Origin of the sequence: Klebsiella sp. Ech2A, assembly GCF_030078455.1 — a bacterium.
In the GTDB taxonomy this organism is placed as follows: domain Bacteria; phylum Pseudomonadota; class Gammaproteobacteria; order Enterobacterales; family Enterobacteriaceae; genus Klebsiella; species Klebsiella terrigena.
The window spans coordinates 1-4,214 of the sequence record NZ_JAQGFU010000277.1 but is presented as its reverse complement, the minus strand read 5'-3'; the positions used below and the strand labels follow the sequence as shown (position 1 = coordinate 4,214).

6 protein-coding genes and 1 pseudogene are annotated in these 4,214 nt (G+C 60.3%); 6 read left to right on the top strand and 1 reads right to left on the bottom strand.

The annotated features are described in order from the left end of the window. On the bottom strand, window positions 1–635 hold a 635-nt coding region (locus PFH44_RS25295), incomplete at its 3' end, for a sigma 54-interacting transcriptional regulator (protein WP_283826526.1). 152 nt (window positions 636–787) lie between these two features. Here PFH44_RS25295 and pspA point away from each other — a divergent pair. The 6 genes and pseudogenes from pspA to PFH44_RS25265 form a co-directional block, all read left to right on the top strand. Further along, window positions 788–1,453, top strand: a complete 666-nt coding sequence (gene pspA / locus PFH44_RS25290; RefSeq protein WP_041147594.1) for a phage shock protein PspA — start codon at window positions 788–790, stop codon at window positions 1,451–1,453. 128 nt (window positions 1,454–1,581) lie between these two features. Next, a complete protein-coding gene (gene pspB / locus PFH44_RS25285; protein WP_041145218.1) occupies window positions 1,582–1,806 on the top strand; it encodes an envelope stress response membrane protein PspB in 225 nt (74 codons plus the stop codon). Continuing rightward, window positions 1,806–2,165 carry an envelope stress response membrane protein PspC gene (gene pspC / locus PFH44_RS25280; RefSeq protein WP_045855091.1) on the top strand — a complete coding sequence of 120 codons (360 nt, stop codon included), beginning with the start codon at window positions 1,806–1,808 and terminating at the stop codon, window positions 2,163–2,165. The genes pspB and pspC overlap by 1 nt, the downstream gene beginning before the upstream one ends. A gap of 18 nt (window positions 2,166–2,183) precedes the next feature. After that, entirely contained in the window at window positions 2,184–2,402 is a 219-nt protein-coding gene (pspD, locus tag PFH44_RS25275; RefSeq protein ID WP_041145220.1) for a phage shock protein PspD, read from the top strand. 121 nt (window positions 2,403–2,523) lie between these two features. Next, window positions 2,524–3,921 (top strand): YcjX family GTP-binding protein, encoded by a 1,398-nt coding sequence (locus tag PFH44_RS25270; protein ID WP_132510733.1) that lies wholly within the window; start codon window positions 2,524–2,526, stop codon window positions 3,919–3,921. Then, a pseudogene (locus PFH44_RS25265) lies at window positions 3,918–4,214 on the top strand (TIGR01620 family protein); the annotation flags it as partial. The gene PFH44_RS25270 and the pseudogene PFH44_RS25265, both read left to right, overlap by 4 nt.

The following is a 4,214-nucleotide window of genomic DNA, read 5'->3' as shown; positions in this document are numbered from 1 at the left end:
GGGAACAGCGGCAGCCCCAGCTCGCGGCACATCTGAATGGCGAACTGGTTTGCCAGCAGCATAATGTCGCTCTGCCTTTGGCGCAGCGGCGGCAGCTGCACCACGTCGAAGGCCAGGCGGTCGAGGAGATCGGCGCGGAAGTGGCCGCTTTCCACCATCTGCGGCAGATCGGCGTTAGTGGCGCACACCAGCCGCACGTTGACCTGCAGCGGCTGGCTGCCGCCTACGCGTTCCAGCTCCCCGTACTCAATCACCCGCAGCAGCTTTTCCTGTACCAGCATCGGGGCGGTTGCCAGCTCATCAAGAAAGAGGGTTCCGCCGTCGGCGCGTTCAAAGCGTCCCGGATGGCGCTTGCTGGCGCCGGTAAACGCCCCGGCTTCGTGGCCAAATAGCTCGGAATCCAGCAGGCTCTCGTTCAGCGCGGCGCAGTTGAGGGAGATAAACGGCCCCTGCCAGCGGGATGAGAGAAAGTGCAGACGGTTGGCGATAAGCTCTTTACCCGTCCCGCGTTCGCCAATCACCAGCACCGGCTTATCCAGCGGCGCCAGCCGTGAGACCTGCTCCAGCACCTCAAGAAAGCTGTTGGCTTCGCCGAGCAGGTTGTCCTTGTATTCCGCCATGATGAAATTCGCCATTTAGTCGTGTGATTCACCAGGTTACTTTAGCAACCCGCTGCGCATATAACAACCATGCCTTTTAAAATCAACGAGATAAAAAATTGGCACGCTATTTGTATTAGTCTCTGCACAGGCCGTTGCCTGATAACAGAACTATGAGGATTGAAATTATGGGTATTTTTTCTCGTTTTGCCGACATCGTGAACGCCAACATTAACTCTCTGCTGGAGAAAGCGGAGGACCCGCAGAAGCTGGTTCGCCTGATGATCCAGGAGATGGAGGATACGCTGGTTGAAGTCCGCTCGACTTCGGCACGCGCGCTGGCGGAAAAGAAACAGCTGAGCCGCCGCATTGAGCAGGCGCTCGCGCAGCAGGCCGAATGGCAGGAAAAAGCCGAGCTGGCGTTGCGCAAAGATAAAGACGATCTCGCCCGCGCCGCGCTGATGGAAAAACAGAAGCTCACCGACCTTATCGGCAGCCTGGAAAATGAGGCGCAGCTGGTGGATGAAACCCTGGCGCGGATGAAAAAAGAGATCGGCGAGCTGGAGAACAAGCTCAGCGAAACGCGCGCTCGTCAGCAGGCTCTGACCCTGCGTCACCAGGCGGCCAGCTCGTCCCGCGACGTGCGTCGTCAGCTGGACAGCGGTAAAATTGATGAAGCGATGGCGCGTTTTGAATCCTTCGAACGCCGCATCGATCAGATGGAAGCGGAAGCGGAAAGCCACGGCTTCGGCAAGCAAAAATCGCTGGACCAGCAGTTTGCCGACCTGAAGGCCGACGACGAAATCAGCGAGCAGCTGGCGGCGTTGAAAAGCAAAATGAATCAAAATAACTGATGACATTCGCAAAATCCTTCAGGCCGTGCTGCCGGTCACAAGACCGGGGCAGGCGATGCCGCCAGCCTGAAGGATCAAGCGTTGCGGCGCCGTAACGCGCCGCCGCTCACTCACTGTAAGGAGTACACATGAGTACGCTTTTTATTGCCATACCCCTGACGTTATTTGTGCTGTTCGTTTTGCCGGTGTGGCTCTGGCTGCACTACAACAATCGCTCTGCCAGCGGCAGCCTGTCGCAGAATGAACAGCAGCGCCTGCTGCAGCTGACCGATGACGCGAAGCGTATGCGCGAACGGATTCAGACGCTGGAAGACATTCTTGATGCCGAGCATCCAAACTGGAGGGACAAATAATGGCCGGACTCGATTTGAGTAAAAAACTGTGGCGAATTCCCCAGCGCGGTATGGTGAAGGGCGTTTGCGCCGGGATCGCGCACTACCTTGATGTGCCGGTTAAGCTGGTGCGTTTGATAACCGTCCTGGCGATGATTTTTGGTCTCTTTTTCTTTGTGGTGGTGGCATACATTATCCTGACGTTCGCCCTCGATCCGATACCGGAAAGCGAGCTGAACGGCGAGAGAGTCCCGGCCAGCGGCGAGCTGCTCGCCGAGGCGGACCGCGAGCTGGCGGCCAGCGAGCGGCGCCTGCGGGAAATGGAGCGCTACGTCACCTCCGACACCTTTACCCTGCGCAGCCGCTTTCGTCAGCTGTAGCTTAACCTGAGGTTACCTATGAACATCAAATGGCAGCAGGCAGGACAGAAAATGAAACCCGGGCTGAAAATCGCCGGCCGGCTGGTGCTGCTGACCGCGCTGCGCTATGGCCCGGCGGGCGTTGCCGGCTGGGCAATCAAGTCGGTTGCGCGTCGGCCGGTGAAAATGCTGCTGGCGGTTGCTCTTGAGCCGCTGCTCAGCCGGCTGGCAAATCGCTTAACCCGCAACATGAAGTAGCGGGCGGGGATCTTCGTGCCGCACTTTATAACTTCTCGGCTTATTCCCACCTAATGGCTTATGATTAAAGCACTTTCTTCAAAGCACTAGCCTGAAATATTACGGATAGCATGGGATGGCAATGAAGCGACTTAAAACTGAATTCAATGCGCTGGTCAACCGTGGCGTTGACCGGCACCTGCGTCTGGCCGTTACCGGCCTTAGCCGCAGCGGCAAGACCGCGTTTATCACCGCGCTGGTCAACCAGCTGCTGAACATCCACTCCGGCGCGCGCCTGCCGTTGCTCAGCGCGGTCAGGGAAGAGCGCCTGCTGGGCGTCAAGCGCGTCCCGCAGCGCGACTTCGGCATTCCGCGTTTTACCTATGATGAAGGGCTGGCTCAGCTCTACGGCTCGCCGCCGATGTGGCCGACGCCGACCCGCGGCGTCAGCGAGATCCGCCTGGCGCTGCGCTACCGCTCCGGCGAATCGCTGCTGCGCCACTTCAAGGATACCTCCACGCTGTATCTGGAAATCGTCGACTACCCCGGCGAATGGCTGCTGGATTTACCCATGCTGGCGCAGGACTACCTCGGCTGGTCGCGACAAATGACCGGGCTGCTGCAGGGCCAGCGCGCGGAGTGGTCGGCGCGCTGGCGTCAGCTGTGCGAAGGGTTGGATCCGCTGGCGCCGGCCGATGAGAACCGGCTGGCGGAGATTGCCGCCGCCTGGACCGACTATCTGCACGCCTGCAAGCGCGAGGGGCTGCACTTTATTCAGCCGGGGCGCTTCGTGCTGCCCGGCGATATGGCCGGCGCGCCGGCGCTGCAGTTCTTCCCCTGGCCGGACGTGGACGCCGTCGGCGAAGCCAGGCTAGCTCAGGCGGACAAGCACACTAACGCCGGGATGCTGCGCGAGCGCTTCAGATATTACTGCGAGAAGGTGGTTAAGGGCTTCTACAAGGATCATTTTCTGCGCTTTGACCGCCAGATTGTGCTGGTGGACTGCCTGCAGCCGCTGAACAGCGGGCCGCAGGCCTTCAACGATATGCGCCTCGCGCTGACCCAACTGATGCAAAGCTTTCACTACGGCCAGCGGACGCTGTTCCGCCGCCTGTTCTCCCCGGTGATTGATAAGCTGCTGTTTGCGGCGACCAAGGCCGATCACGTGACCGTCGATCAGCATGCCAACATGGTGTCGCTGCTGCAGCAGCTGATTCAGGACGCGTGGCAAAATGCAGCCTTCGAAGGGATCAGCATGGACTGCCTGGGGCTGGCGTCGATTCAGGCCACCCAGGGCGGGCTGATTGCGGTCAACGGCGAGAACATTCCCGCGCTGCGCGGCGATCGGCTGAGCGATGGCCAGCCGCTGACCATCTATCCCGGCGAAGTGCCTGCGCGCCTGCCGGGCCAGGCGTTCTGGCAGCAGCAGGGCTTTCAGTTTGAGAATTTTCGCCCGCGGGTGATGGATGTCGATAAGCCGCTGCCGCATATTCGCCTCGACGCGGCGCTGGAGTTTTTGATTGGAGATAAATTGCGATGAGCGAACCGTTAAAACCGCGGGTTGATTTCGACGGCCCGCTGCAGGCGGAGCAAACCGAGGCGCTAAAGTCTGCCCGCGCGTTTGCCGGCGCTGACGCAGAAAAGTTCGCCCCGGCGCGGGTTGACCTGCTGACAGAAGACGAAGAGGGCACGGCGGAAGCGGTGGTGGAATCGGTGCTGCGGCCGAAGCGCAGCCTGTGGCGGCGGATGGTCAGCGCCGGGCTGGCGATATTTGGCGTCAGCGTGGTGGCGCAGGGCGTGCAGTGGACGATGAACGCCTGGCAGACGCAGGAC

Bases quoted from the DNA above. Each gene is read 5' to 3' on its own strand.
- pspA (WP_041147594.1), top strand. From the start codon at position 788: ATGGGTATTTTTTCTCGTTTTGCCGACATCGTGAACGCCAACATTAAC.
- pspC (WP_045855091.1), top strand. From the start codon at position 1,806: ATGGCCGGACTCGATTTGAGTAAAAAACTGTGGCGAATTCCCCAGCGC.
- pspD (WP_041145220.1), top strand. From the start codon at position 2,184: ATGAACATCAAATGGCAGCAGGCAGGACAGAAAATGAAACCCGGGCTG.
- pspB (WP_041145218.1), top strand. From the start codon at position 1,582: ATGAGTACGCTTTTTATTGCCATACCCCTGACGTTATTTGTGCTGTTC.
- PFH44_RS25270 (WP_132510733.1), top strand. From the start codon at position 2,524: ATGAAGCGACTTAAAACTGAATTCAATGCGCTGGTCAACCGTGGCGTT.